27 protein-coding genes, 1 tRNA gene and 2 pseudogenes are annotated in these 26,834 nt (G+C 67.9%); 14 read left to right on the top strand and 16 right to left on the bottom strand.

Features of this window, described 5'->3' with window-relative positions:
• Positions 1 to 33: 33 nt before the first annotated feature.
• From SPHME3_RS0117975 to SPHME3_RS20300, 6 genes and pseudogenes are all read left to right on the top strand, one after another.
• Positions 34 to 501 carry a Fur family transcriptional regulator gene (locus SPHME3_RS0117975; protein ID WP_017977944.1) on the top strand — a complete coding sequence of 156 codons (468 nt, stop codon included), beginning with the start codon at positions 34 to 36 and terminating at the stop codon, positions 499 to 501.
• Between the two features lie 54 nt (positions 502 to 555).
• Complete coding sequence (dxs, locus tag SPHME3_RS0117970) at positions 556 to 2,481, top strand: 1-deoxy-D-xylulose-5-phosphate synthase (protein ID WP_017977945.1); 1,926 nt, start codon at positions 556 to 558, stop codon at positions 2,479 to 2,481.
• Positions 2,478 to 2,627, top strand: a complete 150-nt coding sequence (locus SPHME3_RS21440) for a hypothetical protein (protein ID WP_017977946.1) — start codon at positions 2,478 to 2,480, stop codon at positions 2,625 to 2,627. The genes dxs and SPHME3_RS21440 overlap by 4 nt, the downstream gene beginning before the upstream one ends.
• Entirely contained in the window at positions 2,620 to 3,690 is a 1,071-nt protein-coding gene (locus SPHME3_RS0117960) for a LuxR C-terminal-related transcriptional regulator (protein WP_231291985.1), read from the top strand. The genes SPHME3_RS21440 and SPHME3_RS0117960 overlap by 8 nt, the downstream gene beginning before the upstream one ends.
• Positions 3,691 to 3,750: 60 nt before the next feature.
• Complete coding sequence (locus tag SPHME3_RS0117955) at positions 3,751 to 3,978, top strand: hypothetical protein (protein WP_017977948.1); 228 nt, start codon at positions 3,751 to 3,753, stop codon at positions 3,976 to 3,978.
• A gap of 107 nt (positions 3,979 to 4,085) precedes the next feature.
• A pseudogene (locus SPHME3_RS20300) lies at positions 4,086 to 4,385 on the top strand (PIN domain-containing protein); the annotation flags it as partial.
• Here the strand turns inward: SPHME3_RS20300 and SPHME3_RS0117945 are convergent.
• Positions 4,386 to 5,057 carry an RBBP9/YdeN family alpha/beta hydrolase gene (locus SPHME3_RS0117945; protein ID WP_017977950.1) on the bottom strand — a complete coding sequence of 224 codons (672 nt, stop codon included), beginning with the start codon at positions 5,055 to 5,057 and terminating at the stop codon, positions 4,386 to 4,388. It lies immediately after the preceding pseudogene.
• A gap of 403 nt (positions 5,058 to 5,460) precedes the next feature.
• On the opposite strand from SPHME3_RS0117945, the gene SPHME3_RS0117940 reads away from it, so the two are divergent.
• The 5 genes from SPHME3_RS0117940 to SPHME3_RS0117920 all read left to right on the top strand — a co-directional run bounded on the left by SPHME3_RS0117940 (position 5,461) and on the right by SPHME3_RS0117920 (position 8,545).
• Positions 5,461 to 6,201, top strand: a complete 741-nt coding sequence (locus tag SPHME3_RS0117940) for a TlyA family RNA methyltransferase (RefSeq protein ID WP_017977951.1) — start codon at positions 5,461 to 5,463, stop codon at positions 6,199 to 6,201.
• Between the two features lie 114 nt (positions 6,202 to 6,315).
• Positions 6,316 to 6,834 carry a TspO/MBR family protein gene (locus SPHME3_RS0117935; RefSeq protein WP_017977952.1) on the top strand — a complete coding sequence of 173 codons (519 nt, stop codon included), beginning with the start codon at positions 6,316 to 6,318 and terminating at the stop codon, positions 6,832 to 6,834.
• Between the two features lie 34 nt (positions 6,835 to 6,868).
• The gene (locus SPHME3_RS0117930; RefSeq protein WP_017977953.1) at positions 6,869 to 7,135 is read left to right on the top strand and encodes an accessory factor UbiK family protein; all 267 of its coding nucleotides are present in this window, start codon (positions 6,869 to 6,871) and stop codon (positions 7,133 to 7,135) included.
• A gap of 110 nt (positions 7,136 to 7,245) precedes the next feature.
• A complete protein-coding gene (locus SPHME3_RS0117925; RefSeq protein ID WP_017977954.1) occupies positions 7,246 to 7,749 on the top strand; it encodes a type III secretion system chaperone family protein in 504 nt (167 codons plus the stop codon).
• A 4-nt stretch (positions 7,750 to 7,753) separates the two neighbouring features.
• A complete protein-coding gene (locus SPHME3_RS0117920) occupies positions 7,754 to 8,545 on the top strand; it encodes a pyrroline-5-carboxylate reductase family protein (protein ID WP_017977955.1) in 792 nt (263 codons plus the stop codon).
• Positions 8,546 to 8,580: 35 nt separating this feature from the next.
• On the opposite strand, the gene SPHME3_RS0117915 is transcribed toward SPHME3_RS0117920, so the two are convergent.
• The gene (locus SPHME3_RS0117915) at positions 8,581 to 9,069 is read right to left on the bottom strand and encodes a MarR family transcriptional regulator (RefSeq protein WP_024310470.1); all 489 of its coding nucleotides are present in this window, start codon (positions 9,067 to 9,069) and stop codon (positions 8,581 to 8,583) included.
• A gap of 61 nt (positions 9,070 to 9,130) precedes the next feature.
• On the opposite strand from SPHME3_RS0117915, the gene SPHME3_RS0117910 reads away from it, so the two are divergent.
• On the top strand, positions 9,131 to 10,237 hold the full coding sequence (locus tag SPHME3_RS0117910) for a branched-chain amino acid aminotransferase (protein ID WP_017977957.1): 1,107 nt from the start codon (positions 9,131 to 9,133) through the stop codon (positions 10,235 to 10,237).
• Between the two features lie 95 nt (positions 10,238 to 10,332).
• Positions 10,333 to 10,407: transfer RNA gene (locus tag SPHME3_RS0117905), tRNA-Gln, on the top strand.
• 288 nt (positions 10,408 to 10,695) lie between these two features.
• Here SPHME3_RS0117905 and SPHME3_RS0117900 read toward each other — a convergent pair.
• The 10 genes and pseudogenes from SPHME3_RS0117900 to SPHME3_RS0117855 all read right to left on the bottom strand — a co-directional run bounded on the left by SPHME3_RS0117900 (position 10,696) and on the right by SPHME3_RS0117855 (position 19,356).
• The gene (locus SPHME3_RS0117900) at positions 10,696 to 11,775 is read right to left on the bottom strand and encodes a CaiB/BaiF CoA transferase family protein (protein WP_017977986.1); all 1,080 of its coding nucleotides are present in this window, start codon (positions 11,773 to 11,775) and stop codon (positions 10,696 to 10,698) included.
• 2 nt (positions 11,776 to 11,777) lie between these two features.
• Entirely contained in the window at positions 11,778 to 12,092 is a 315-nt protein-coding gene (locus SPHME3_RS0117895) for a 2Fe-2S iron-sulfur cluster-binding protein (protein WP_017977987.1), read from the bottom strand.
• Positions 12,089 to 13,087 (bottom strand): NAD(P)H-dependent flavin oxidoreductase, encoded by a 999-nt coding sequence (locus tag SPHME3_RS0117890; RefSeq protein WP_017977988.1) that lies wholly within the window; start codon positions 13,085 to 13,087, stop codon positions 12,089 to 12,091. The genes SPHME3_RS0117895 and SPHME3_RS0117890 overlap by 4 nt, the downstream gene beginning before the upstream one ends.
• A pseudogene (locus SPHME3_RS20295) lies at positions 13,087 to 14,248 on the bottom strand (acetyl-CoA C-acetyltransferase). Before SPHME3_RS20295 ends, SPHME3_RS0117890 begins: the two are co-directional and overlap by 1 nt.
• 11 nt (positions 14,249 to 14,259) lie before the next feature.
• Positions 14,260 to 15,033, bottom strand: coding sequence for an enoyl-CoA hydratase/isomerase family protein (locus SPHME3_RS0117880; RefSeq protein ID WP_017977990.1), 774 nt, complete (start codon positions 15,031 to 15,033; stop codon positions 14,260 to 14,262).
• Entirely contained in the window at positions 15,030 to 16,100 is a 1,071-nt protein-coding gene (locus SPHME3_RS0117875; protein WP_017977991.1) for a phosphotransferase, read from the bottom strand. Before SPHME3_RS0117875 ends, SPHME3_RS0117880 begins: the two co-directional genes overlap by 4 nt.
• Positions 16,097 to 16,252, bottom strand: a complete 156-nt coding sequence (locus SPHME3_RS21435) for a hypothetical protein (protein ID WP_017977992.1) — start codon at positions 16,250 to 16,252, stop codon at positions 16,097 to 16,099. The genes SPHME3_RS0117875 and SPHME3_RS21435 overlap by 4 nt, the downstream gene beginning before the upstream one ends.
• Positions 16,249 to 17,433, bottom strand: a complete 1,185-nt coding sequence (locus tag SPHME3_RS0117865; protein ID WP_017977993.1) for an acyl-CoA dehydrogenase family protein — start codon at positions 17,431 to 17,433, stop codon at positions 16,249 to 16,251. Before SPHME3_RS0117865 ends, SPHME3_RS21435 begins: the two co-directional genes overlap by 4 nt.
• Positions 17,430 to 18,191, bottom strand: coding sequence for an SDR family NAD(P)-dependent oxidoreductase (locus SPHME3_RS0117860; protein ID WP_017977994.1), 762 nt, complete (start codon positions 18,189 to 18,191; stop codon positions 17,430 to 17,432). Before SPHME3_RS0117860 ends, SPHME3_RS0117865 begins: the two co-directional genes overlap by 4 nt.
• Positions 18,192 to 18,231: 40 nt before the next feature.
• Positions 18,232 to 19,356, bottom strand: a complete 1,125-nt coding sequence (locus SPHME3_RS0117855; RefSeq protein ID WP_024310474.1) for an acyl-CoA dehydrogenase family protein — start codon at positions 19,354 to 19,356, stop codon at positions 18,232 to 18,234.
• Between the two features lie 178 nt (positions 19,357 to 19,534).
• Between SPHME3_RS0117855 and SPHME3_RS0117850 the strand changes: the two genes are divergently transcribed.
• Complete coding sequence (locus SPHME3_RS0117850) at positions 19,535 to 21,052, top strand: acyl-CoA synthetase (RefSeq protein WP_017977996.1); 1,518 nt, start codon at positions 19,535 to 19,537, stop codon at positions 21,050 to 21,052.
• A 152-nt stretch (positions 21,053 to 21,204) separates the two neighbouring features.
• On the opposite strand, the gene SPHME3_RS0117845 is transcribed toward SPHME3_RS0117850, so the two are convergent.
• Genes SPHME3_RS0117845 through SPHME3_RS0117830 form a run of 4 tightly spaced genes read right to left on the bottom strand, consistent with a single transcriptional unit; the run spans position 21,205 to position 26,718 of the window.
• Complete coding sequence (locus tag SPHME3_RS0117845; protein ID WP_017977997.1) at positions 21,205 to 22,311, bottom strand: NAD(P)-dependent alcohol dehydrogenase; 1,107 nt, start codon at positions 22,309 to 22,311, stop codon at positions 21,205 to 21,207.
• An 8-nt stretch (positions 22,312 to 22,319) separates the two neighbouring features.
• Positions 22,320 to 23,168: a helix-turn-helix domain-containing protein gene (locus tag SPHME3_RS0117840; RefSeq protein ID WP_017977998.1), complete on the bottom strand. Its 849-nt coding sequence runs from the start codon at positions 23,166 to 23,168 to the stop codon at positions 22,320 to 22,322.
• Between the two features lie 20 nt (positions 23,169 to 23,188).
• Entirely contained in the window at positions 23,189 to 24,418 is a 1,230-nt protein-coding gene (locus SPHME3_RS0117835) for a cytochrome P450 (protein WP_017977999.1), read from the bottom strand.
• Positions 24,418 to 26,718, bottom strand: coding sequence for a TonB-dependent receptor (locus tag SPHME3_RS0117830; protein ID WP_017978000.1), 2,301 nt, complete (start codon positions 26,716 to 26,718; stop codon positions 24,418 to 24,420). Before SPHME3_RS0117830 ends, SPHME3_RS0117835 begins: the two co-directional genes overlap by 1 nt.
• Positions 26,719 to 26,834 lie beyond the last annotated feature (116 nt).

Raw genomic sequence — 26,834 nt, 5'->3', positions numbered from 1 at the left:
GCCGCGGGGGCGAGCGCACCTTATTTCAGCAGCATGGCCAGCCACGCGCATCACGATCACCACGAGCCGCAAGGCGACGACCTGATGAAGGCCGCGCAGACGACGCTGGAAAAAGCGGGCGAGCAATGGACGCCGATGCGGGCCAGCGTGTTCGCGGCGCTGGCGGCGTTCGACAAGCCGGCCAGCGCCTATGACATCGCCGATGCATTGTCGCAGCGTGAGGGGCGGCGGGTGGCCGCCAACAGCATCTATCGCATCCTCGACGTGTTCGTCGCCGCGAACCTGTCGCGAAAGGTCGAAAGCTCCAACGCTTACGTCGCCAACGCGCATCCCGATTGCCTGCACGACTGCATCTTTCTGGTGTGCGATTCCTGTGGACGAACCGTGCATCTGGACGATGACAGCGTCACCCGCGGAGTGCGATCTGCCGCGCAAGCTGCTGGATTCACACCGGTTCGTCCCGTGATCGAGGTGCGGGGGCGCTGCGCCGACTGCGACTGACGCCGGTTCGCGCTGCCAATCGACAGCCGATGGCGAAGCGCGTAGACGGGTGGGATGGCCGAACTCCCTGAGACTCCGCTGCTCGATACCGTCAACACCCCGGAAGAGCTGCGAAAATTGAAGCCCGAGCAGCTGCGCCAACTGGCGGACGAGCTGCGGCAGGAGACGATCTCCGCCGTCGGGACGACCGGTGGCCACCTCGGCTCCGGACTGGGCGTGGTCGAGCTGACCACCGCGATCCACTATGTTTTCGATACGCCGCGCGACCGGCTGGTCTGGGACGTCGGGCATCAATGCTATCCGCACAAGATCCTGACCGGGCGCCGCGACCGCATCCGCACGCTGCGCCAGGGTGGCGGCCTCAGCGGCTTCACCAAGCGGAGCGAGAGCGAATACGATCCGTTCGGCGCGGCGCATTCGTCGACCTCGATCTCGGCGGCGCTGGGCTTTGCGGTGGCGAACAAGCTCGCCGGCACGCCCGGGCGTGGCATCGCGGTGATCGGCGACGGGTCGATGTCCGCCGGTATGGCCTATGAGGCGATGAACAACGCCGAACAGGCGGGCAACCGCCTGGTCGTGATCCTGAACGACAATGACATGTCGATCGCGCCGCCGGTGGGCGGGCTGTCGGCGTATCTGTCGCGCATCGTGTCGAGCCGCGAATTCTTAGGCGTGCGCGACATCCTGAAGCGCTTCGCCCGCCGCCTGCCGCGGCCGTTCCATCACGCGGCGCGCAAGACCGACGAATTCGCCCGCGGCATGACGATGGGCGGCACGCTGTTCGAGGAGCTGGGCTTCTATTACGTCGGGCCGATCGACGGGCACAACCTCGACCATCTGATCCCGGTGCTCGAGAACGTCCGCGATGCCGAGGAAGGGCCGATCCTGGTCCATGTCGTGACCAAGAAGGGCAAGGGCTATGCCCCCGCCGAGGCCGCGGCGGACAAATATCACGGTGTGCAGAAGTTCGACGTCATCACCGGTGCGCAGGCCAAGGCGCCTCCCGGGCCGCCGCAATATCAGAACGTGTTCGGCGACCAGCTGGTCAAGGAAGGGCAGCGCGATCCGACGATCGTCGCGATCACCGCGGCGATGCCGTCGGGCACCGGCGTCGATCGCTTCGCCAAAGCGTTTCCGGATCGCGCGTTCGACGTGGGGATCGCGGAACAGCATGCCGTTACCTTCGCGGCGGGGCTCGCGGCGCAAGGGATGCGGCCGTTCTGCGCGATCTATTCGACCTTCCTGCAACGCGCCTACGACCAGGTGGTGCATGACGTGGCGATCCAGAATTTGCCGGTGCGCTTCGCGATCGATCGCGCGGGGCTGGTCGGTGCCGATGGCGCGACACATGCCGGATCGTTCGACGTCACCTATCTGGCGACTTTGCCCAATTTCGTCGTGATGGCGGCAGCGGACGAGGCGGAGCTGGTGCATATGACGCACACCGCGGCGCTGCACGACAGCGGGCCGATCGCGGTGCGCTATCCGCGTGGGGCCGGCGTCGGCGTCGACCTTCCGCAAGTGCCGGAGCGGCTGGAAATCGGCAAGGGCCGCGTCGTGCGCGAGGGCAAGACGGTCGCGATCCTGTCGCTCGGCACCCGGCTGGAGGAGGCGCTGAAGGCGGCCGACACGCTGGAGGCGAAGGGACTGTCGACCACGGTCGCCGACCTGCGCTTCGCCAAGCCGCTGGACGAGGCGCTGATCCGCCGCCTGCTCACCGCGCACGAGGTCGCGGTGACGATCGAGGAGAATGCGGTCGGCGGCTTCGGCGCGCATGTGCTGACGCTGGCGAGCGACGAGGGGCTGATCGACGGCGGGCTGAAGCTGCGCACGATGCGCCTGCCCGACACGTTCCAGGATCAGGACAAGCCCGAGAAGCAATATGCCGAGGCGGGGCTGGATGCCGACCATATCGTCAGCACGGTGCTGACCGCGCTGCGCCACAATAGCACGGGCGTGCATGAGGGCGCGCGCGCGTGAGCGGACCGCTGAAGGCCGCGATCATCATCGGCCTGGCGGTCGTGGTGCTGATCGCGGTCAACGTGCGCATGTACCGCGCGATGAAGGCGGCGACGGCGAAGGGCCGGGCGCTGGAAGCGGACCCGCGCGAGGACCGCTGTGTCTGAGGCGGGCCGCTTCGCCTCATTGACGGAGGCGGAGCGGCAGATTCTGGCGCTGCTGGCGGCGGGGCATACCGCCAAGACGGCCGCGGCGGCGCTGGGCCTCAGCGTCCATGGGGTTAACGAGCGGCTGCGCGAGGCGCGGCGCAAGACGGGTGCGGGCAGCAGCCGCGATCTCGCCCGCGCGCTGGTCGCCCAAGAAAATTGTGACGCAAAAATCGGGGTGGCCCCCGCCGTTGCCGTGCGGCCAGAGGCCGTGCCGGACCTGCCGCAACGTGCGGCGGGCACGACACGGAAAGGGGTGCGTCCGATGGTATTGGGACTCGGCATGGCGGCGGCAGTGCTGCTGGGCGGCATCGGCTGGCAGCAGGAGCGGGGGCAGGCGCCCGATCCGTTGCTCGGCTCTCTGGTGGTGGACAAGCCCCATGACGCGGCGGCGTTGCATGCGCGGGTGCGCCGGGAAGCGCGTGACGCCGGCTGGGCCGCGCCGGCGGAAACGCGGCTGATGAACCGGTTCGGCAGGGTCGACGGGATCAACAGCCTGCGCGTCCTGTGCGCGACGGATCTGTGCGAGGTGGCCGGGCGGATCGCACCGGGCGGCACCGCCAATGCGGCGTTGCTGGAGGTGCAGCAGGTCGCCCTTTTCGGCGTGCGGACGCTGGGATTTTCCAGCGAATCGAGCTTTTCGGTGGGTGGGGACGACACGGGGCAGGGGGCTGCGTTCGTCGCCTATCTCTACCGGCGCGCCGCCGACGTGCCCTATGTAGTGACGACGACGCCGGCGATGCACGCGACGATCCCGCCGGGGCCGTTCACGCTCGGCGTCACCTTCGATCGACCGATGCAGCCGGGGGACCTTTCGTTCGCGACGTCCGACCGCGGCGCCTATCCCGAATGCGACGGCACGCCGCGCCGGTCGGCGGATGGGCGCAGCTTTACGATGCAATGTACCGCGGTGGCCGGACAGGCCTATGCGGTGGGCTTCAACAGCGCACACTATCGCAACTTCAAGAGCCTGGACGGGGTGCCGGCGGAGCCATCGCTACTGACGTTCGACGCGAAGCGCTGACGGCGGAGGCCCACGGCCGGCCGCTCGCACGGCGGCCGGTTTCGTGGTATGCGACGTGCCATGAAGCTCGAGAAGACCGCCGATGGTTATGTGGTGCAGGTGCCCGACGATGTCGTCGCGGCGCTGGGGTTGCATGAGGGCGACCAGGTAAAGGTCGCCAAATCCAACGTCATCTCCTTGGAGGTGTCTGATGAGGATCGTAATTCGGCGATCGATCGCATGAAGGCCCTGGCAAGGCCTTTGCCCCCCGATTACAAATTTGACCGTGACGAAGCCAACGCGCGCTGATGGTCGCGTTCTTCGACTCGAATATACTCGTTTATGCCTTCGGTAATGAGCCCCGCACGGCGACGTCTTACAAGCTGCTACAATAGGGCGGGGCCGTCAGTACGCAGTCGTTGAACGAACTGGCCAACGTTCTACGCAAGAAGCTCAAATGGGAATGGCCCCGGATCCGTGAGGCAATCGAGACGGTCACGGATCGGTGTTCCACTTTGGTAATCCTCGATCTCGACCTCCACCACCTCGGCCTGCGCCTCGCCGAACGCTATCGCCTGTCGGTCTACGATGCGATGATCGCCGCGGCGGCGCTGACGGCGGAGTGCGATACGCTCTATTCCGAGGATATGCACGACGGGCTCGTCATCGACGGGCGCGTTCGGATCGTGAATCCGTTTGCGCCCGTCGCGGGATAGCTATCGGCCGAGATAGTGCGTCTGCGCGGCGTCGGTCGCGTTGATCGCCAGGATCGAGCGGGCATCGCCGGGGGAGCGGGCATGGCCGTGCCCATCGGTGCCGGCGGCGATCACGCGGTCGAGCAGTTCCTGTCCTTCGCGCCACCAGCCGACCCCGCTGGCGGCATTGAGGTGACCCTGGGGCCCGGCATCGACGAAATGACTGCCCCATTGCGCCGCGAGGCTGTGCGCGCGGTCGATGGTGATCCAGGGATCGTCGCTCGACGCGACGACGATCGACGGGAAGGGCAAGGGCGTCTTCGGTGTCGGCGCGAAGCCGCGCAATTCGTCGGGCGCGTTCGGGCGGTCGACGTCCGCAGGCGCGACGAGCAGCGCGCCGGCCACCGGCCAGCCATAGGGTTGCGGCGACAGTTCCGCCCACCACGCCACCGCAAGGCAGCCGAGGCTGTGCGCGGCGAGGATCACGGGGGCTTCGGCGCGGGCGATCGCCTGGTCGAGCTTCGTCACCCAAGCGTTGCGGTGCGGCGTATGCCACATGCCGAGTTCGACACGGACGGTGTCGGGCCGCGCCTCCTCCCACAAGGTCTGCCAGTGCGAAGGCCCGGAGCCGCCGAGGCCGGGCACGGTCAGGATGGTCGGCAAGGTCGCGTCGTAATGGGAAAATCCGGTCATGCTGCATCTCCCTCCAGTGGGGGACAGCGGGGCCGGCCGGCGTATCGGGACACGCCGTACGGTCATGCTTCCCGACAGGCAAGGTAATCCTACTATTCCTATAGGCAATAGAGTCGCGGCTGATGGAGGGCGGGATGCGACGGGTGGAGCGGGAGGGGGCTCCGCGTGCCCTGGGGGCCGTCATTCCCGCGTAGGCGGGAATCCATAACCTCTGACATTCGCGATGGAATCGGGACGGTAGCGCGTCTGGATTCCCGCCTTCGCGGGAATGACGGGTGGTGTCGGGGTGGGCGACTACCCAGGAATGACGGGCGGGCGGGCGGGCGGGTAGGGTGGGGGGCGCGAGACTGCCTCGCACAGCAGGGGGCGTGACGCCGGGCGGTGCCCTCGCTACGGAGCCCTGATGGCGAAAATCCGTGCCGACCAGTTGCTCGTAGACCGCGGGCTCGCCGAATCGAAGACGCGGGCGCAGGCGCTGATCATGGCCGGCCTCGTGTTTTCGGACACGCGCAAGATCGACAAGCCGGGGCAGGCGCTGCCCGACGACGCGCCGCTCGACGTGCGCGGACGCGATCATCCCTGGGTGTCGCGCGGCGGGATCAAGCTGGCGCACGGCCTGGATCATGTCGGGTGGGACGTGACCGACGCGGTGGCGATCGACGTGGGATCGTCGACGGGCGGCTTCACCGACGTGCTGCTGACCCGTGGCGCGGCGCGCGTCTATGCGGTCGACAGCGGCACCAACCAGCTCGCGTGGAAGCTGCGCCAGGACCCGCGGGTGATCGTTCACGAACAGACCAGCGCGCGCATCTTGACCGACGCGCATATTCCCGAGCCCGTTGACCTGATCGTGTGCGACGCGAGCTTCATCGGCCTGTCGAAGGTGCTGGAACGGCCGATGACCTTCGCGCGGGAAGGCGCGCGCCTGCTGGCCCTCATCAAGCCCCAGTTCGAGGCGGGGCGCGAGGAGGTGGGCAAGGGCGGCGTGGTGCGCGATTCCGCCGTGCATGCGCGGGTGTGCGACGACGTGGTCGCCTGGCTGCAGGCGAGCGGCTGGAGCGTCGCGGGCGTCACCGAAAGCCCGATCACCGGGCCCGAAGGCAATATCGAATTTCTGGTCGCGGCATCCCGAAACGGGCCATGACGGAACGATAATCGTAACGGACGCTTTACGAACGGGCCGTCACGCGACAAGGGGCGCGAAAGGCATGCGGAGGAAGCGTCGGTGAGCGGGATTGCGTCCAAGGGTCAGCTGCGAATGTCGTTCCTGCGCTGGGCGATCGTGACCGTGCCGCTGATCCTGCTGCTGGGCTTCGCCTCGGGTCGTGCCGTGCCGGCGGGGTCGGAGAACAGCTGGTACGTCGCGCTGCAAAAGCCCGCGCTGACGCCGCCGGGATGGGTGTTTCCCGTCGCCTGGACGTCGCTGTACATCCTGCTGGGCCTGGCGGTCGCGCTGATCCTGCATGCGCGCGGCGCGCGCGGGCGGGGGCTGGCGCTGGCGGTGTTCGCGGTGCAGTTCGCCCTCAACCTCGCCTGGACGCCGCTGTTCTTCGGCGCGCATCGTATCGGCGCGGCGCTCGTCGTGATCGTTGCGATGCTGCTGCTGTCGATCGTCACAACGGTGTTGTTCGGGCGGATTCGTACCGCTGCGGCGTGGCTGATGGTGCCCTATATGGTGTGGATCAGCTTTGCGGGCGTGCTGACCTGGCGGATCGGCCAGCTCAACCCCGGTGCGGAAACCCTTGTGCCGGGCGCACACACGTCCCAGATGCTGTGACGATACGCACGCTTATGTGCCGGGAACCGAAGATATGCAGTCCGACAACCGCCTGTTCGATGATTTCGTGAAGCTGATGAACGGCGCCGCCGGTACGCTGGCCGGCGTGGGGCGCGAGGCGGAATCGGGGGCGCGCGCCCGGATGCGCGAATGGATCGGCGGGCTCGATTTCGTCAGCCGTGACGAGTTCGAGGTGGTGAAGGCGATGGCCGTCGCCGCCCGAGACGAGAATGACGCGCTGAAGGCCCGGATCGAAGCGCTGGAGGCGAAGCTTGCCACCAGTGCGGCGCCGGTTGCCTGATTGGGGCGCCTGACCCACTTTTCCACAGCTTTATCGACAGGCTTGTCCACGACGGGGTTGCATGGGGCTTTTTGCCTCGGCAGCCTCGTCGTGCGATAAGGGGCACGATAATGCTCGATTCCGCCGAACACGACACCGATCCCGCCGCTCCCATCGACATGCTCGAGGCTTATTACGCCGCGCATGGCTGGGAGCATGAGCGGCATGACGACGAGATCGTCGCGACGGTCAAGGGCAGCTGGACCACCTACGAATTGCGCGCGCTGTGGCGTGAGGACGACAGCGTCCTGCAATTCCTCGCCTTCCCTGACATCAAGGTGACTGACGATCGCCGTGGCGGCGTCTATGAGGCGATCGGGCTGGTCAACGAACAATTGTGGATCGGCCATTTCGAGCTTTGGTCGTCCTCTGGCGTCTTGCTCTATCGGCATGCGGCGATGATCGACGGCGAGGACGAGGGCACGATGTCGCTGGGTGCGGCCGAGCTGCTGGTCGAATCGGCGATCGAGGAGTGCGAGCGCTTCTACCCGGTGTTCCAGTTCGTCCTGTGGGGCGGCAAGACCCCGCGCGAGGCGCTGGCCGCTGCGTTGATCGAGACGCAGGGCGAGGCCTGAGGCGGTGAAGCTGCTGATGATCGGCGCCGGCAACATGGGCGGTGCGATGCTGCGCCGCTGGCTCGCGGCCGGCATGGAGGCGCGCCACGTCACCGTCGTCAGCCCCAGCGGCCGTGCGATGCCCGATGGCGTGCGCGTCGTGCCTGCGGTGCCGGCGGCGGAGGAGGGGGCGTATGACGTCATCCTGCTCGGGCTGAAACCGCAACAGCTGCGCAGCCTGTCGGGCGGTGCGATCGCGGGCCATGCGCCGCGGCTGCTCGTGTCGATCCTGGCCGGGGTGGAGGAGGCGACGCTGGCGCCGCTGTGCCGCGCCGGGGCGGTGGTGCGCGCGATGCCGAACCTGCCCGTCGCGATCGGCAAGGGCGTGGTGGCGCTCCATTCCTCGACCGCGGACGAGAGTGTGCGCGACGAGGTGACCGCGTGGATGCGGCCGTTGGGCCATGTCGAATGGATCGCCGACGAAGCGCGGTTCGACGACGTGACCGCGCTGGCGGGCTGCGGGCCGGGCTTCGTGTTCCGCTTCGCCGATGCGCTGGCGCAGGCGGGGGCGGCGCTGGGGTTGCCGGCGGATCAGGCGGCCCGGCTCGCGCTCGCGACGCTGGAGGGCGCCGCGGTTATGGCGGCCGACGCCGATGCTCCGCCTGCGACGCTCGCCGATCGCGTAGCGAGTCCGGGCGGATCGACGCGGCAGGGGCTGAACGTGCTCGACCGTGCCGACGGGCTGGTCGCGCTGCTGACCGATACATTGGCCGCCTCGGCGCGCCGGAACCGCGAGATGGCGGCCGAAACGCGCTGAGCCGCAGGGCGCGGCCCAGCCGATGGGCGTGCGGGTTAGAGCCCCAGCTTCTGGATGTTGGCGCGCTCGGCCTCGGGGATCATGCCCTCCAGCACCGCCCAATAGCCCGACACCGCCTCTTGGCCGGCAGACTGATAGGCCTGCGCCATCTTGATCCGCACCGCCTCGAACAGGTCGCTTTCGAGCTGCGCCCCCTCCGTGGTCAGGCGCAGCAGCCGCTGGCGGCGGTCGCGTTCGCCGGGGCGGGCGGTGACGAGCTTGCGGTCGCTCAGCTCGTTGAGTACGCGACCCAGCGATTGCTTGGTGATCGCCAGCATCGCCAGCAGCTCGCTGACCGTCAGATCGGGCTTGCGGGCGATGAAATACAAGGCACGGTGGTGCGCGCGGCCCAATCCTTGGGCGGCAAGCCCCTGGTCGATGGAGCGCGTGAGATGGCTATGGCCGAAATACAGCAGTTCCATGCCACGACGGAGTTCGGGTTCACGCAGGAATTGCGCGGATGCGGAGGACACTGGGGCAGCCATATTGACCGGTTTAGCCACCGTCCCTACGCGTCTGCAACCCCTGATGTCTGAGAGAAATCAAATGAATGCGCCTTCGACGGCCGGGTCGGCCGCTTTTCGCTTCGATCCCAGCACCACGCCGGTGGACGCCAACGAGCGCGCGGCGCGGCTGGTCGATCCGGGGTTCGGCCGCGTCTTCACCGACCATATGGCGGTGATCCGCTACACCGAGGGGCAGGGCTGGCACGACGCCGTCATCACCGCGCGCGCACCGGTGACGGTCGATCCCTCCACCGCGGTGCTGCATTATGCACAGGAGATTTTCGAAGGGCTGAAGGCCTATCGCCTGGATGACGGCGGCATGGCGCTGTTCCGTCCGGACGCCAATGCGCGCCGCTTCAACAACAGCGCGCGGCGCCTCGCGATGCCCGAACTGCCCGAGGAGCTGTTCCTCGAATCGTGCCGCCAATTGGTCCGGACCGAGCGCGACTGGTTCCCTCAGGTTGAGGGCGGCGCGCTGTACCTTCGCCCCTTCATGTATGCGAGCGAGGCGTTCCTGGGCGTGAAGCCGTCCGCCGAATATCTCTACATGGTCATCGCATCCTCGGTCGGCGCCTATTGGAAGGGTGGCGCGCGCGCCGTGTCGATCTGGGTCAGCCAGAATTACACGCGCGCCGCGCCCGGCGGTACGGGCGAGGCGAAGTGCGGCGGCAATTACGCCGCCAGCCTCGCCGCGCAGTCGGAAGCGATCGCGCAAGGGTGCGACCAGGTCGTCTTCCTCGACGCGGTCGAGCGCCGCTGGGTCGAGGAACTGGGCGGCATGAACGTCTTCTTCGTATTCGACGACGGATCGATGGTGACGCCGCCGCTGACCGGCACAATTCTGCCCGGCATCACCCGCGATTCGATCATCCGCATCGCCCGCGACCAGGGCCTGACGGTGCGCGAAGAGCCCTATGGCATCGACCAGTGGCGCGCCGACGCCGCGAGCGGCCGCCTGACCGAAGCCTTCGCCTGCGGCACCGCCGCGGTCGTCACCCCGATCGGCCAGGTGGTGGAAGCGACCGGCCGCTTCACCATCGGCAGTGGCGGCACCGGCCAGCTCACGCAGCGCATGCTCGACGCGCTGTCGGCGATCCAGCGCGGCCGCGCCGCCGACCCGCACGGCTGGCTCGAACGACTGGATTGAGGACGCATGGCCGGGTTTTCGTGGCTTTCACGCGAAAACTCGGCGCGTTGGGGCTTTTCACACGCCGCCCGCTGGCTATAAGGCGCGCCTCCCGGTGGGGCGTCGCCAAGCGGTAAGGCAACGGTTTTTGGTACCGTCATACGCAGGTTCGAATCCTGCCGCCCCAGCCATCTGCCTGAAATCCCAGCCGAACGTGATGTGTGCCTGTCGTGGTGGACCGCTGGCTGGAAGGCCGCGCGTGCCATGGGGGCGCTCCGCGGTGACGCGGATGATGCTGGCGGTGCTCGACAGGCGGGCCAGGGCAGAAAATCGAGATAATCGAGCGGGTGCTCCAAGCGATCGCTAGGGGCATACTGTCCGCTTCTGATCGGTAAGCGGGGTGAGCCGACGTTCGGCCATGCGACCTGGCATCAGGCCTCGGCCGACTGCGGGCGGGGAGACGTCCTCTCACACTCGCATCAGGCGGTGCTCCATAGTGTCTTTGTGGGATCGGCGGTTCGCCCGTCCTGTATCGCGCCTGGCGTTCGGGAGAAGCGGGGGGCTGGCGCGGTGTGGGGGATGCCGTGCTGATCGACGAACGTGCCGCGCGCCTGGAGATGGGGGTCGTGGAGCGCCTCTTGCGTGGTGAGGACGGGGTAGACGCAGGCGTCGGTGCCGTGGAACAGCGCCGTCCAGTGCGCGCAGGGCTGGCTGGCGAAGGCGGCTTCGAGCAGCCGTGTGGTTTCGGGCCATGCCGCCTCGCGCTGCAGGTCCGATGGGCGGTCGCAGGCGATACCCAGCGTCGTGAGCAACTGCGCCCAGAACTGCGGCTCGATCGCGCCGACAGCGATCTGGCGACCGTCGGCGCACATATAGGTGCGGTAATATGGGGCGGCGCCGGCCAGGGGGTTTCGGTCGCGGTGCAGTGAGATGCGCCCCGATGGCGTCAGGCCGGTGAACATCGTCATGAGGTTGCTGACGCCGTCGACGATCGCGGCGTCGACGACCTGCCCGCGGCCGGAGCGTTCGCGCTCCCACAAGGCGGCCATGATGCCGAAGGCGAGGAACATCGAGCCGCCGCCGAAGTCGCCGACGAGGTTGAGCGGCGGGGGCGACCGTTCGCCGGCATGGCCCATCGCGGCGAGCGCGCCGGTCATGGCGATGTAATTGATGTCATGGCCGGCGGTTTGGGCGAGCGGGCCATCCTGTCCCCATCCCGTCATCCGGCCGTAGACGAGCCGGTCGTTGCGCCCGCACAGGACGTCGGGGCCGAGGCCGAGGCGCTCCATGACGCCGGGGCGGAAGCCTTCGATCAGCACATCGGCCGTGTCGCAGAGGGCGATCGCCCGATCGCGCCCTTCGTCGCTGCGGATGTCGAGCGTCATGACCGTGCGGCCGCGATCCATGATCGGGTTGGGCCAGCCGTTGCCGCCGGGGCGATCGATCCGCACGACGTCCGCGCCCTGATCGGACAGCAGCATCGCGCAATGCGGGCCGGGCCCGATGCTGACGAACTCCACCACGCGAAGGCCGACGAGCGGCCCGGATGCTTCGGCCATGGCTAATCCTCCGGAGCGATGCGGACGCGCAGGGCCGCGTCGGCGTCCGTCAGGAGCAGCTGGCAGGAGAGGCGGGAGTCCGCACGGCGATGATCGCTGCTGTCGAGCAGATCGTCCTCATCCGGACTGACCGGTGGCAGGGCGCCGTCACCGTCTTCGACATACACATGGCAGGTGGCGCAGGAACAGCATCCGCCGCACATCGCGAGAAGCTCGTCGATGCCGGCGTCGCGGATCGCCTCCATCACGCTCACGCCCGCCGTGGCGTCGACCTGGCGCATGGTGTCGTCGCGCAGGATGACGGTGATCGCGGTCATGCCGCCATCTCGTGCGGCGCGACGATGCAGTGCGTCAGCCGCGACGTGATGATCCGTTCGGCGTCCCGTACGATGCGCGCGACCAGGTCGCGGCAGGTCGGAATGTCGTGGATGAGGCCCTGGATCTGGCCGGCCCAGATCAGACCGGCGTCGAGGTCGCCGGTCTCGAGCGCGATCCGCCCCTTCGCGCCGGATACCAGCGGGCGGATATCCTCGAACGTCGTTTCGGGACGGTTCGATAGGTCGACGACGCGATCGGAGACGCTGGTCTTGGCGACGCGGCCGGTGTTGTGGAAGCGGCGGAAGATCAGGTTGGTCGCGCGCTCGTCGTTGGCGACGATGAATTGCTTCACCGCGTCGTGGATCGGCGCCTCGACCGTCGCGCAGAAGCGTGTGCCCATGTTGATGCCATCGGCACCGAGCGCGAGCGCGGCGGCGAGGCCACGGCCATCGCCGAAACCGCCGCTCGCCAGCATCGGCACGCGCACCCTGTCGGCGGCGGCGGGGATCAGGACGAGGCCGGGAATGTCGTCCTCCCCGGGATGGCCGGCGCATTCGAAACCGTCGATCGAGATGGCGTCGACGCCCATCCGCTCGGCGGACAGCGCGTGGCGGACGGCGGTGCATTTGTGGATGACGGTGATGCCGTGCGCCTTGAAATGCTCGACATGCTCCTGCGGGCGATGGCCGGCGGTTTCGACGATGGTGACACCCATGTCGATGATCGCGCGGCGATAGTCGGCATAGGGCGGCGGCGATACCGAGGGCAGGATGGTGAGGTTCACCCCGAACGGCTTGTCGGTCATCGTCCGGCAGCGTTCGATCTCGCGGCGCAGATCGTCGGGCGTCGGCTGGGTGAGGGCGGTGAGGATGCCGAGGCCGCCGGCGTTGGACACCGCCGCGGCCAGTTCGGCGCGGCCGACCCACATCATGCCGCCCTGTACGACCGGATGTTCGATACCGAGCAGATCGGTGATGCGCGTGCGCAGCGCCATCAGAGCGCCTCGACGATGGTGACGTTGGCGATGCCGCCGCCTTCGCACATGGTCTGGAGGCCATAGCGCTTGCCGCGCGCGCGCAGGGCGTGGATCAGCGTGGTCATCAGCTTCGTCCCGCTCGCGCCGAGCGGATGGCCGAGCGCGATCGCGCCGCCGTTGACGTTCAGCCTGTCGGGATCGGCGCCGACATGCTTCGCCCAGGCGAGCGGCACCGGCGCGAACGCCTCGTTCACTTCGTACAGATCGATATCGTTGATGGAGAGGCCGGCCTTGCGCAGCGCCTTGTCGGTCGCGAACAGGGGTTCTTCGAGCATGATGACGGGATCGCCCGCGGTGACGGTCAGGTCGACGATGCGGGCGATCGGCGTCAGGCCGTGCGCTTTCAGGGCGCGTTCGTTGACGACCAGCACCGCGCTGGCGCCGTCGCAGATCTGGCTGGCATTCGCGGCCGTGATGACACCGCCGTCGCGCAGCGGCTTCACCGAGGCGATCGCTTCGAGCGTGGCGTCCAGGCGGATGCCCTCGTCGCGCCAATGCGGTTCGTCGTCGACCATGATCGGCACGATCTCCGCATTGAACGCGCCTGCCTGGGTGGCGGCGGCGGCGCGGCGATGGCTTTCCAGTGCGTAGCGGTCGAGCGTCTCGCGATCGAAGCCGTATTTGCGGGCGATCGCTTCCGCGCCGTCGAACTGGCTGAATTCGGCGACGCCGAAGCGCGCGGCGATGCTCTCGCTGACCGGGCCGATCCCAATGCCTTCCCTTTTTGTGGAGCGACATGTTGGAGAACATCGGCACGCGGCTCATGCTTTCGGCGCCGGCCGCGATGACGACGTCCTGCGTGCCCGACATGACTGCCTGCGCGGCGAACTGGATCGCCTGTTGCGACGAGCCGCACTGGCGATCGATCGTCACCGCCGGCACGCTGTCGGGCAGTTTCGAAGCAAAGACGGCGTTGCGGCCGAAGGCGAAGGATTGTTCGCCCGCCTGGGTGACGCAGCCCATGATGACGTCCTCGATCGCAGCAGGATCGATGCCGGCGGAATCGACGAGCGCGTCGAGGACGCTGGCCGCGAGGTCGGCCGGGTGGACGGTCGACAACCGGCCGTTGCGACGGCCTCCGGGAAGGCGGACCGCGTTGACGATATAGGCATCGGCCATGATCAGGCTCCTCAGAAAACGGGCTTGCGGCGGGCGAGGAAGGCGGCGACGCCTTCGCGGGATTCGGGATGCGCGCCGGCGGCGGCGATGGTCGCGGCCTCTGCGTCGAGGTGATCGCGCAACGTGGCGGTCGCGCCCTCGAGCAGCAGGTGTCGCGCGGCCCCGATCGCGGCGGTCGGGGCGGCGACCAGCGCCTGCGCGGTGCGGAGCGCCTCGTCCGCCAGATCGGCGTCGGCGACGGTGCGGGTGACGAGGCCGATGCGCTCCGCCTCGTCTGCACCGATGCGCGCGTTGGTCAGAATCATCGCCTGGGCGCGGCGCAGGCCGATGAGGCGGGGCAGCAGCCAGCTCATCCCGCCGTCGGGGCTGAGGCCGATGCCGGTATAGGCCGCAGTGAAATGCGCCGAGCGCGACGCGATCACGACATCCCCCAACAAGGCGAGGCTTAGGCCGGCGCCGGCGGCGGGGCCGTTGACCGCGACGACCAGCGGCTTGGCCATCGTCGCCATCGTCACGACCGCGCCGTGCAGCGTATCGGCCAAGTCGCGCAGGAAGCGCGGCGCATCCTCGCCCGCCGCCGCCATGCCGCCGACATCGCCGCCCGCGCAGAACAGCCGGCCGGCGCCGGTTAGCAGGACGCAGCGGACGGCAGGATCTGCGGCGACGTCGGTCGCGGCACTGGCGAGGTCTGCGGCCAGCGTCGGGTCGATCGCATTGCCGGCGTCGGGCCGGTTGAGCGTGAGATGGGCGATGCCGCCGTCGCGGCGCAGCAGGACGGTGCTCATCGGCAGCTCTCCATGGCCTCGCGGGCCAGACGGGCTAGGCGGGGGAAGGCCGCGGCGCGCTCGCGGGCGTGGGCGGAGGCGGCAGTGCCGCGGATCACCCGGCCCTTGATGCCGTGGAAGATCGCAGCGAGGCGGAAGACGTTGAAGGCGACGTAAAAATCGTAATCGGGAATGGCAGCGCGGCCCGTGCGTGCGCAGTAGGCGGCGATGTACTCCCGCTCGCTGGGGATACCGAGCGCGGCAATGTCTGCGCCGGCCAGCCCGGCGACGATGTCGGGCGGCATCCGGTACATCATCGCATGATAGGCGAAATCGGCGAGCGGATGGCCGAGTGTGGAAAGCTCCCAGTCGAGGACCGCGAGGATACGCGGTTCGGTGGGGTGGAAGATCATGTTGTCGCAACGGAAATCGCCGTGGACGATCCGCGTCTCGTCGTCCGCGGGGATGTTGTCGGGCAGCCACGCGACCAGGGCGTCCATGTCCGCATCGCGGCCGGCATCGGCATCGTCCTGATATTGTTTCGACCAGCGGGCGATCTGCCGCGCGAAGTAATTTCCGGGCCGCCCGTAATCGTCGAGGCCGACGGCGGCGTAATCGACACCGTGCAGGGCCGCGAGCGTCGCGTTCATCGCGTCGAAATAGGCGGCACGCTCTTCCCGCGGCACGTCCGGGAAAGTCGCGTCCCAGACGATCCGCCCCTCAACCAGCCCCATCACGAAGAACGGCGTGCCGATGACGCCGTCGTCGGCGCAGATGCCGTGGACCGGTGCGACCGGCACGTCGGTGTTCGCCAGCGCGGTGAGCACGCGCGCCTCGCGCAACACATCGTGCGCGCCCTTCAACAGCGGCCCCGGCGGTTTGCGGCGCAGGACATAAGCGGCACCGGGCGTGGTCAGGCGATAGGTGGGGTTGGACTGCCCGCCCTTGAACTGATCCACGGTCAGCGGCCCGGAAAAGCCATCGACATGGTCGGTCATCCAGCGGGCGAGCGCGGCTTCGTCGAAACGGTGGGCGTCCCGGACGGCGGTGGTGCCCGCGTTGGCGGTCTGGCTGAGCGCTTCGGTCATAGCGCCGTCCAGACGGACGCACGCTTGGCGGCGAGGGCGTCAGGCGCGGCGCCCGGTGCGTCATGCGCTTGGGCGTTCGGTGCGGTGCGCGCTTCGAGGCGGGCGATCGTCAGCCGCCCCGCGCTCTGGAGCCGGATATAGCGGTGCGTCATGCCTGCGCCGCCTTCCAGTCGCGCTTGATCTTCTTGGCGAGGCTCCATTTGTGGACTTCGGTCGGGCCGTCATAAATGCGGAAAGCCCGGATTTCGCGGAACACCTGTTCGACGATCGTATCGCCGGTGACGCCGGTGCCGCCCATCACCTGCACGCAGCGGTCGGCGACGCGCATCAGCGCTTCGGACACGGCGACCTTGGTCATCGAGCTTTCCGGACCGCCGTTGGCACCACCGTCCAATGCGTCGGCGCACCAGTCGATCATCAATTCGGCCTGTTTCAGGTCGATGAGGTTTTCGGCGAGCATGAAGCCGACGCCTTCGTGATCGATCAGCACCTTGCCGAAGGCATGGCGGCGATTGGCGTAGTCGGTCGCGATCTCATGCGCGCGGACGCACGCACCGAGCCAGCGCATGCAATGCGACAGCCGGGCAGGGGCGAGGCGGATCTGGGCGTATTTGAACCCTTCGCCGCTGTGCCCCAGCATCTGGTCCGCCGGGATGCGCAGATTGTCGATCCGCACCACGGCATGGCCACCGGGCATCGAGCTGTCGATCGTGTCGAGCACGCGTTCGATGGTGATCGCCGGGTCGGGCAGATCGACCAGGAACATGCAGGCGCCCCCGGTCCCGTCGGTGGCGTCGGACTTCGCCATGACGATCCCGACCTTCGCGCCCTGGGCACCGGTGATGAACGCCTTGCGACCGTTGACCACCCAGTGATTGCCGTCGAGCGTCGCGGTGGTCTGCATCATCGACGGATCCGAGCCGGCGCCGCCGTCTGCCGCGGGTTCGGTCATGAAGAACGCCGAGCGTGCGTCGCCGCGCACCAGCGGATCGAGGAAGCGGCGCTTCTGATCGTCGCTACCGACCTTGCCGAGCAGGTACATGTTGCCCTCGTCCGGCGCGGCGGTGTTGACCGCGATCGGGCCGAGCGGGGACAGGCCGGACTGGCGCAGGACATAGGCGGTTTCGCGCTGCGTCAGATGGGTGCCATCGGGCAGGATGTGCGGGGTGAGCACGCCCGCCGCGCGCGCCTTGCCGCGCAATTCGTCGACCAGTGCGTCGCTGGGCCCGTGCGCGTCACGGCGCGGGTCGCTTTCGTAGGGGGCGACGACATCGCGGACGAACGTCTCCACCGCCGCGCCGATCGTACGCGCCCGCTCAGTGGGCGCGGTCATCGCGGCGCCATCCGGATCGCGCCGTCGAGGCGGATCGTTTCGCCGTTGAGCATCGGGTTGGTCACGATCGATTCGACCAGCTGCGCATATTCGTCGGGCTGGCCGAGGCGGCTGGGGAAGGGCACCTGCGCGCCCAGGCTGTCCTGCGCCTCCTGCGGCAGCGTCGCGAGCAGCGGCGTCCAGAAGATGCCGGGCGCGATCGTCATCACGCGGATGCCATAGCGCGCCAGTTCCCGCGCGATCGGCAGCGTCATGCCGACCACGCCGCCCTTGGATGCGGCATAGGCAGCCTGCCCGATCTGACCGTCATAGGCGGCGACGGAGGCGGTGTTGATGACGACGCCGCGCTCCTCGCCGATCGGCGCCGCGGTGTGGAGGGCCGCGGCGAATTTCGACAGGACGTTGAACGTGCCGATCAGATTGATCGTCACGATTTTCGAGAAGGACGCGAGCGGCAGCGCATTGCCGTCGCGGTCGATCACCTTGGCAGGCGGGCCGATGCCGGCGCAATTCACCAGGATGCGCGCCTTGCCGTTGACGCCCTCCGCTTCCCCGATGGCATCGGCGACCGCCTGTTCGTCGGTGACATCGACGCGCACGAAATGCCCGCCGATTTCCTGCGCCAGCGCCGTGCCGAGATCGGCGTTGAGATCGAAGATCGTGACCTTGGCGCCCTGAGCCGCAAGCCGTTTGGCGGAACCGCCGCCGAGGCCGGAGGCCCCGCCCGTCACGATCGCCGCAATGCCATCGATGTTCATCCTGTCGTCTCTCCGAATGGGTGGGGTTGGGAGGGCGCCGTCACAGCGCGCGGGCGATCACCATGCGCTGAATGTCCGATGTGCCTTCGTAGATCTGGCAGACGCGGACATCGCGATAGATGCGGGCGAGGCCGAATTCCTCGAGATAGCCGTAGCCGCCGAGCGTCTGGATCGCGCCGGATACGATCCGTTCGGCGGCCTCCGACGCGAATAGCTTCGCCATCGATGCGGCGGTCAGCGCAGGCTCGCCGACGTCCTTCAGCGCGGCGGCGTGCAGCACGAGCTGCCGCGCCGCCTCCAATTGCGTGGCGAGGTCGGCGAGGCGGAATCCGACCGCCTGATGATCGATGATCGGCTTGCCGAAGCTGCGACGGTCACGCGCATAAGCGACGGCGATGTCGAGCGCGGCCTGCGCCATGCCGACCGACTGGGCGGCGATGCCGATCCGTCCCGCCTCCAGATTGGCGAGCGCGATGGCATAGCCGCGGCCCTCTTCGCCCAGCAGCGCATCGGCGGGGACGTCGCAGTCGACGAACCGCAGCGCGCACGTGTCGGAGGCGGCCTGGCCGAGCTTGTGTTCGACCTTGTCGACGACATAGCCGGGCGTGTCGGTGGGGACGAGGAAGGCGGACATCCCCTTGCGCCCCGCCGCGGGATCGGTGACGGCGATCACCATCGCAACCCCGGCGATCTTGCCCGACGTGATGAATTGCTTGGCGCCGTTCAACCGCCATCCGTCATCGATGCGCGTCGCGGTGGTGCGGATCGCCGCGGCATCCGATCCCGCATCGCTCTCGGTCAACGCGAAGGCGCCGATCGCGTCGCCGGATACCAGTCGCGGCAGCCAGCGTGCCTGTTGTGCCTCGCTGCCGTCCTTGAGCAGGCCCGAAACCATGATCGAGTTCTGGATCGACACGATCGTCGACAGCGCGCCGTCGGCTGCGGCGAGCTCGATCAGGGCGAGTGCGTACGAGACGTAATCGGTGCCGGCCCCGCCGACGTCGGCAGGCGCGGTCATGCCCATCAGGCCAAGGTCGCCAAGCTGCCGGAACAGGTCGGGCGGATAGCCGCCCGCCGCTTCGAAACCGGCGCTTGCCGGGCGAAGACGCTCTTGCGCGAAGGCACGTACCATGTCGCGGATGGCGATCTGGTCGTCGGTCAGGATCACGTCTGCCTCTCCCGTAGCGCCCGGTTGTCGGGTCGCCGTGCCTGCCGGGATAGCGGACGCGAGGCGTTTGGGCTTTGCCCGGCACTCGCGCCGCTTTTCACATTTCTTGCGCTGCGATTGCCGGGCGATGCTGCGCTGTGGTTCGACCCGGTCATAACGATAAGGGAGAGGTGCGATGCATCCGGCAGACCATGCCGTCCGTCATCCGCAGAAGGCCGCGATCGTGTTGGCGACGTCGGGCGAGCAGATCAGCTTCGCCGCGCTGGATGCGCAGTCCAATGCCAGCGCGTGGCAGTTGCGGGCGTTGGGCCTGACCCGTGGCGATGTCGTCGCGACCGTGTTCGCCAATGCGCCCGAGGTGTTCGTATTCGGCTGGGCGGCGCAGCGATCCGGGCTGTACCAGACCGCGATCTCGAACAAGCTGAGCGCGCGCGACATCGCCTATATCCTGCGCGATTGCGGGGCGAAGCTGCTGGTCGTCTCGCCTGCTTATGCCGAGCTGGCACGGGCGGCTCTGGCAGAGGCGCCGGATGTACCGGCCTATTGCTGGACGGGCGCGCGCGAGGGGCTGGCGGACTGGTCCGCGGCGGTGGCGGCGCGGCCGACCACCCCGATCCCCGATGAAAGCGCGGGAACCGACCTGCTCTATTCCTCCGGAACCACCGGTCGGCCGAAGGGCGTAAAGGGCGCGCTGCCGACCGGGCCGATCGGCGCGGACACGCCGCTGACGCGGATGGGCAGTGGCCTGTACGGCATGGGCGCGGACAGCATCTATCTGTCGACGTCACCGCTCTATCACGCCGCGCCGCTGCGTTGGGCGATGGCGGTGCAGCAATTGGGCGGGACCGTGATCGTCATGGAGCGGTTCGATGCGGAGGAGGTGCTGCGCCTGATCGAGCGGTATCGGGTGACGCAGGCGACGTTCGTGCCGACGCATTTCGTGCGCATGCTAAAGCTGCCCGAGGCGGTGCGCCGCCGCTATGACTTATCGTCGTTGCGCGCCGTGGTGCATGCGGCGGCGCCATGCCCCGTGCCGGTCAAGCGCGCGATGATCGAATGGCTGGGACCGATCGTCCACGAATATTATTCGGGCACCGAAAGCTGCGGGATCACCGCCTTGTCGAGCGAGGAATGGCTGCGCAAGCCGGGGTCGGTCGGGCGTGCGGTGCTGGGCAATATCCATATCGTCGACGACGCGGGCGTCGAGCTGCCGCCGGGGGAAACGGGCAACGTCTTCTTCGGCGACGGGCCGCAATTCGAATATCTCAACGATCCGGTGAAGACGGCGGAGGCGCATAATGATGCGGGCTGGGCGACGCTGGGCGATATCGGGCACGTCGATGCGGATGGCTATCTGTTCCTGTCCGATCGCAAGAGCTTCATGATCATTTCGGGCGGGGTGAACGTCTATCCGCAGGAAATCGAGAATCTGCTGGTGACGCATCCGGCCGTCGCCGACGTCGCGGTGATCGGCGTGCCGTGCGAAGAGATGGGGGAGAGCGTGCTGGCGATCGTGCAGCCGGCCGCGACCGTGCGGGCGGACGATGCGCTGGCGGAGGAGCTGCGCAGCTTCGCCCGGCGCGAGCTGGGCGGGGTGAAGACGCCCAAGCGCGTGGTGTTCCAGGCCGAGCTGCCGCGCGAGCCGACGGGCAAGTTGCTGAAGCGCGTGCTGCGCGAGCACTATTGCCGCTAGCTGCGCGGCGTCGGGCGGTCGTCCGCGTTGTCGGCGCCGTCGTGCCATCGGTGTGGCGTCGCCGATCACCGCGCCGTCGGCGCTCTGCACCGCCAGGCGCCCGGCATCGTCGGCATGGCCGCCGCCGACGGTCGCCACATCGAATGGCAGGGTCAGGGGATGAGCACGACCTTGATGCACTCGCCACGCGCCTGCGCCGCGATGGCGTCGTTGATCTGGGCGAGCGGGAAGGTCTGGACCAGCCGGTCGAACGGGAAGCGACCGTCGCGATGCGCCGCGATCAGCTGCGGGATGAAGGTCTGCGGATCGCTGTCGCCTTCCATGATCCCGACGACGCGCTGCCCGAAGGTGATCATCGCGGCGATGTTGATCGGGACGGCATCCTCCGCCTTCGGGGGAACGCCGACCAGCCCGATCATGCCGCGGGAGGCGAGCGCGCCGAGCGCCGCCTCGATCGCCTCGACCCGGCCGCTGGTGTCGAAGGCGAAGTCGAAGCCATCGGCGATGATGCCGCGCAACGCTTCGGTGACGGGACCGGCCTTGGGATCGATGACGTGGGTCGCGCCGAGGTCCAGCGCGATCTGGCGGCGTGCCGCGACGGGTTCGACCAGCGCGATCGTCGTGCAGCCTTGGATTTTCGCGCCCATCACCGCAGCGAGACCGACGGGGCCGCCGCCGATGATCGCGATCGAGCTGCCCGCCGGACAGGCCATCGAGCGCATCACTCCGCCGGCGCCGGTCTGGAACCCGCAGCCAAGGGGCCCAAGGATTTCGAGCGGTGCGTCCGCGTCCTCGACCTTCACGACATTGCCCGCGCGGACGATCGCCTGGGCGGCAAAGCTCGACTGGCCGAAGAAGTGCGAGGCGATCGACTCGCCGTTGGCGGAATAGGCGGTCGACCCGTCCTCCAGCCGCATGCCGGCATAGTTCAGCGGCGGAAAATCGCGGCAATAGCTGGGCAGATGCTCCTGGCAGCGCGCGCAATGGCCGCAGCTGGAAAAGCCGAGGACGACACGGTCGCCGACCGCCAGCCCCTCGACTCCCTCGCCGACCTCTTCGATCACGCCTGCGCCCTCGTGGCCGAGCACGGCCGGCAGCGGGTAGGGGGCGAACTGGTCGCGAAAGACGAGATCGGTGTGGCATAGTCCGACCCCGGCGATCTTGACGCGGACCTCGCCGGCGCGCGGTGCTTCGACCGTAACCTCCTCGATCGAGAATGCGCCCTTGGGTGTGCGGGCAACCGCGGCGATGGTCTGCATGAGTGTCCCTATTGGATGGTATGGCGCCAGCCGCTGGGCGTCTGGCCCGCATATTGGCGGAAGGCCCGGGTGAAATGACTCTGGCTGGTGAAGCCCAGCCGGTCGGCGATGGCGGCGATCGACATGTCGGACGCGCCGAGCAATTCCTGCGCGCGATCGAGGCGCGCCTTCATCACATATTGATGCGGCGTCGTGCCGGTCGATTTCTTAAACACGCGGCAGAAATGCGACGGCGTCAGGCCCGCGCGCTGCGCCAGCGCCTCCAGCGTATGGTCGCCTTCGGGATGGGCGAGAATGTCGTTCATGATCTGGTGGATGCGATAGGCGGAGAAATCGGTGCTGGGGAAGGCGGCGTCGGCGACCGGCGTGGTGCCCCGCAGCGTGTGCGCGCGCAGCGCGCCGAGTAGCGTATCGATGTAATTCGCGCGTTCCTCGGTCTGCGCGGCGTATAATTCGCCCAGGATCTGCCGCGTCAGCGCGATGCCGAGCGGGTCTGCGAAGGCGAAGCGCATCGCGCGAAACTGATCGACCGCGCTCTGCCGTTGCAGCTCGTCGACCGGCACCGAGACGGTGACGACGTCGAGTTCGCCGTCGATCCGCCAGCCCGTGCTGACCCCTGCGGGGACGATCGTCGCGCAGCCGGGAATGGAGCGCGACTTGCTCCACTGATCCGCCTCCCATAGGCGGGTGTCGGGCTTGCCGCCGACATGGACGACGAAGACGGGATCGACCAGCGCCGGCAGTTCATAGCTGCCGATGAACTGCCGCCAGCGCGCGAATTGCCACGCGCCGATGTTGACGCTGCGATCGGGCGCGCGGCCCAGAGTTTTGGCGATGATCGTTTCGTTGCTGGGCATGCCCGTCGCGTCCCTCTCCATCACGCAGCCCGCAGAACGACGTCGAGGTTCTTCAGGCCGTTGATGAAGTTCGACCGGAACCGACGCGGCGGCGCTTGCACGTCGAACGATGTAACACGATCGGCGAGCGTGTCGAACGCGATACGCAGCTGCATTTCGGCGAGGCGCGATCCGACGCAGACGTGCTGGCCGGCCCCGAAGCCGACATGCTGCGCGCCCTTGCGACGAACGTCGAAGCGATCGGCGTCGGGGAAGGCGCTTTCGTCGCGATTGGCGGAGATGTACCACAGCACGACCTTGTCGCCCTTCGCGATGGCCTGACCGCCAACGATGGTGTCCTCCATCGCCGTCCGGCGCATGTGCATGACGGGGCTGGCATAGCGGACCATCTCCGGCGCGGCGGTCTTTAGCACGTCGCGGTCGGCGCGGATCGCATCCCACTGGTCCGGGTTGGCCGAAAAGGCGGCGACGCTGTGGCTGAGCGAGTTGCGCGTCGTTTCGTTGCCGCCGACCAGCACCAGGATCAGATTGCCGATGAAATCGCGGAACGGCACCGGCGCGCCGTCGATCTCGGCATTGGCGAGCAGCGAGGCGATGTCGCCGGTCGGTTCGGCGCGGCGCGCCTCGAACAGCTCCTGGCCGAAGGCGAAGAATTCGCCCAGCGTCGCACCCATCGCTTCCGGGCTCTGGCGGAATTCGGGATCGTCCTCGCCGACGAAGGCGTTGGTCCAGTCGTACAGCTTGGGCCACAGGTCGATCGACACGCCGAGCAGCTCGGCCAGCGTCATCAGCGGCAGCGGTGCGGCGAGGGCCGGCACCAGATTGATCGTCTCGCCGAGCGGGATGTCCGCGACCAGCTGCGCCACACGCGTCCGGATGCGCGTTTCGATGTCGCCGAGCCGGGCGGGGGACAGCGCCGGCATGACGAACTTGCGATAGCGGGTGTGGATCGGCGGATCGCGCGAGATGAAGGGGATGCCGATCGCCGAGTCGCCGGCGCCGGTCAGCCCGACCTCGTTTTCGTTGAAGATGCGATGGCCGCCATTCTCATAGGCCGACGAGAACAGCTGCGGCTGGCGCGACACCTCGACGATATCGGCGTGGCGCATGACCGACCAGAAGCCGGCACCGTCGCTTTCGGGGGTCCAATGCACCGGGTCTTCGCGCCGCAGGTGCGCGAACAGATCCCATGGCACCCCGGCTTCGTACAAGCCGGGGTCCTTCAGGTCGGCGGCGAGCAGCGTCGCCATCAGAACGCCACCCGGATCGAGCCGCCATAGGTGCGCGGCGTTGCGGGAACGAGGAAGTTGTAGGGGAAGCCGGCCCCGCGCAGATCGAGGCCATAGGCATAGACGCGCGCGTTGAAGAGGTTGTTGGCGAACGCCTTGATCGTGAAGCGACCCGTGGTCAGTGCGGCGGTCAGATTGACCTTGGCATAGCCGCCCTGTTGCAATTCGCTGTTGCGCTGCCCGGTGCCGACCGCATTGATCGCGTTGAACGGCGAGAAATACTGGCGCGAGAAATAGGCGACGCTGGGCGACACGGTGAGGCCGTTGGTGCCGTTCTTGAACACGGTCAGGTCGACGCCGCCCTGTGCGGTGAAGCGCGGTGCGAACGGCAGGTCATTGCCGTTGAGCACCGTGTTCTGGAGCGTCAGCTGCTTGTACGTCGAATGGAGGTAGCCCGCCGCAGCGGTCAGCACGATCGCCGGCGACACGCGCAGCCGCGCCTCGCCCTCCGCGCCATAGACTTCCGCCTTGGGCGCATTGACCAGGAACGACACCGGACCAGGCCGCGTGTCCTGCACCTGCTGGTTGGCATAATCATAGTAGAAGGCGGCGGCGGTCAGCGTCAGCGCGTTGTCGAAATAGCGGCCCTTCAGCCCGACCTCATAGGCATTGACGCGTTCGGGCGCGATATAGTTGATGCCCGCCGACGAGGTGTAGCCGCCGCCGTTGAACGCGCCCGAGCGATAGCCGCGGTTGTAGCTGGCATAGACCAGGGTGCCGCCGTCGAACGTGTAGCTGAGCGAGACGCGGCCGGTGAGCGCGTTGTTCCGGCCGTCGAGCGCAAAGCGCGCCGCCGGATTGTAGGCGCAGGTGCCGGGTACGCCGGGGCAGGGCACCGTCGTCGCCAACGGCGTCTGGGTGCCGCCGATATTGCCGGCGAACAGATAGGCATAGCCGTCGCGATACTGGCTGCGATCCCAGGTGTAGCGCGCGCCCAGCGTCAGCACGAGGCGGCTGGTGAGGTCGTAATCGCCTTGGGCGAAGACGGCGTAGCTGCGCCGCACCTGGCGGTAATGCTGGAAGAAGCCGCCGTTGACGTTAGGCCCGAGCGCCTGACCGATGTTGAACGTATTGTCGGTGGTGACCTGATCCCAACCGTAGAAGCCGCCGGCGACCAGCTTCAGCTTGTCGGCGCTGTAGTTGAAGCGCGCTTCCTCGCTGAACTGCTGGAAGGACGAGCGCCAGTTGATGTCGAGTACGTCGAGCGGTGAGCCGTCCGCCGCCTGTTGCAGGTTCTGCTTGCCGCCGTCGCGCGAGGTGATCGAGGTGAAGGTCAGCTTGGGCGAGAATTCGTAGGCGATCGTCGCCGATGCGCCATAGGCTTCGGTGCGGTTCAGCCCCATGCGGTTTTCATTGGTCTGGAAGAAGCCGAGGCCCGTGCGATAGGGCAGCAGGCCGTGGATCGCCGCCTGCGCGCCGCGGTCGCGCCCGCCATAGACCTTCAGCTTGATATCGAGCGGGCCAGCGCCCGGGCGGATGCGCAGGGTCGCGCGGCCTTGCAGCGTGTCCTGCGAATTGCCGTCGCGGCCGCCCGGGAAGACGTTCTGGATCTGGCCATCGCCCTTGGCATAATTGCCGGCGATGCGCAGGCCGAGCTGGTCTTCGACCATCGTCGTCTCGATCGCTGCCTGCGCGGTATAGGTGTTGAAGTTGCCGTAGCCGCCTTCGACATAGCCTTCGTTGCCGCTGAGCGTCGGCCCCTTGGTGATGAAGTTGATCGCGCCGCCGGTGGTGTTGCGGCCGAACAGCGTGCCTTGCGGGCCGCGCAGTACCTCGACGCGTTCGAGATCGAACAGGCCCATGCCGTGCGCGGTGCGGCTGGCAAGGTACACATCGTCGACATACACGCCGATCGGCGAGGCCTGGTTCGAATTGTATTCGTTGGCGACACTGATCCCGCGCAGCGAGAAATTGGGCTGGGTCGAGCCATAAGGGCTGCTGACCTGCAGGTTGGGCACCGCGGCGGCGAGGTTCGCCGAATTGGTGATGCCCTTGGTCGTCAGCGTGTTGCCACCGATCGCCGAGATTGCGATCGGCACGGCGAGGACGGATTGTTCGCGACGCTGCGCGGTGACGACGATGTCGCCGCCCTGGTCCGGGGTGGCGGCGGGCTGTTGCTGGTCATCCGCAGCGGGGGCGGCCGGCGGCGTCGTGGCCGCATCGGTGCCGTTCGTGGATTGAGGCTGCGTCTGGGCCTGCGCCATCGCAGGATATGTCAATGCGGCGCCGGCGAGCAGGGCCGTGGCGAACCTGGACATCATGGTCCTCTCCTTGTGATGGGAGGCTCTCGGGTGGCCTCTTCCATGCTGTTGTGTAGCGCAGGCCTTCGTCCGGTGCTTTGCATGGCCTTGTTTCGCTTTTTCACATTTCTTGCGCG

This window comes from Sphingomonas melonis DAPP-PG 224 (genome assembly GCF_000379045.1).
GTDB classification, from domain to species: Bacteria; Pseudomonadota; Alphaproteobacteria; order Sphingomonadales; family Sphingomonadaceae; genus Sphingomonas; species Sphingomonas aquatilis.
This window is presented reverse-complemented; position numbering and strand designations above follow the sequence as displayed.